The sequence below is a fragment of the Clavibacter sp. MX14-G9D genome, from assembly GCF_032917815.1.
Lineage (GTDB): Bacteria > Actinomycetota > Actinomycetes > Actinomycetales > Microbacteriaceae > Clavibacter > Clavibacter michiganensis_K.
Map to the genome: position 1 here is coordinate 1 of NZ_JAVCVL010000409.1, position 843 is coordinate 843.

At 79.0% G+C, this 843-nt stretch carries 1 protein-coding gene; it reads right to left on the reverse strand.

Features of this window, described 5'->3' with window-relative positions; genetic code table 11:
- A partial coding sequence (locus Q6969_RS16000; RefSeq protein WP_396335566.1) for an ABC transporter ATP-binding protein occupies positions 1-843 on the reverse strand: 843 nt, incomplete at both ends.

Genomic DNA, 843 nt, shown 5'->3' on the forward strand with positions numbered 1-843 from the left:
CCGTGCGGTGGCCGGGCACGCCGAGCCCCTCGAGCAGCTCGGCGCGGAGGGCGGCGAGGGTGGCGTCGCCGCGGTCGCGGGGCCGGGATCCCGGCACCTCGAGCACGCGGCGCACGGTCGCGCCCGGTGCGGCACCGGGAGCGGGGTCGGGTCCGAGCAGCACCACGCGGTCGGCGAGGTGGAGCGCCTCGTCGACGTCGTGCGTGACGAGGAGGACCGTGGTCGGGATGGCGGCGTGCACGTCGAGCAGGAGGTCCTGCATCCGGAGCCGGGTGAGGGCGTCGAGGGCGCCGAACGGCTCGTCGAGCACGAGGACGCGCGGCCGTCGGGCGAGCGCGCGGGCGAGGGAGGCGCGCTGCGCCATGCCGCCGGACACCTGGCGGGGGCGGAGGTCGGCGGCCTCGGCGAGTCCCGTGAGCTCCAGCAGGTCGCGCACGCGGGCGTCCCCCTCCGCGCGCGGCACGTCGCGCGGCAGGCCGAGGCGCACGTTGGCGCGGATCGTGCGCCAGGGCAGCAGCCGCGGCTCCTGGAAGGCGACCGCGGAGCGCTGGTCGACCTCCTGCACGGGCGTGCCGTCGATGCGGAGGGACCCGGTGTCGGGGCGGTCGAGCCCGCTCACCTGGCGGAGGAGGGTCGACTTGCCGCAGCCGGACGGCCCGAGGACGGCCACGACGTCGCCGGCCGCGAGGTCCAGGTCGACGTCGCGGAGGACGGTCCGTCGCGCGCGCGAGCTCTCGACGGGGAAGGACCGGCCGATCCCCCGGAGCTCGACGGCGCCCGCGGAGCCCGGTGCGGGAGCGGTCGCGGTCGGCGCACGTGACGCGGCCGGCGCGGGCGACGCGG